The organism is Faecalibacterium sp. DFI.5.82 (genome assembly GCF_029076575.1).
GTDB lineage: Bacteria > Bacillota > Clostridia > Oscillospirales > Ruminococcaceae > Faecalibacterium > Faecalibacterium duncaniae.
In genome coordinates, this window is record NZ_JARFIS010000790.1 from 1 (window position 1) to 300 (window position 300).

General features: G+C 61.0%; 1 protein-coding gene. It reads right to left on the reverse strand.

Going from position 1 to position 300, the window contains the following annotated elements:
* A partial coding sequence (locus P0G09_RS18915) for a tRNA-dihydrouridine synthase (RefSeq protein ID WP_275253444.1) occupies window positions 1-300 on the reverse strand: 300 nt, incomplete at both ends.

A 300-nucleotide genomic window follows, 5' to 3' on the forward strand; every position in this document is an offset into this window, starting at 1 on the left:
GTTCTGGATGGCATCGGTGCAGCCCTTGTTGCAGCTGATGCAGCGGCGAATATCGCAGGCCTTACCGGCAGCGATCGTTGCGCCCCAATCAGGGTCTGCCAGCAACGGACGGCCAACAGCCACCATATCAGCCATGCCGCTCTCGATGACACGCTCTGCCATCTCGGCATCCACGATACGGCCCACGGCGCTGACCGGCACGTTGACAGCCTTTTTGATGTCCCCGGCGATCCTGACAAAGAAGCCGTAGGGCTGCACTCCCATGGGAGGAATGGTGTCTGCCATGTTGCCGGTGTGGTT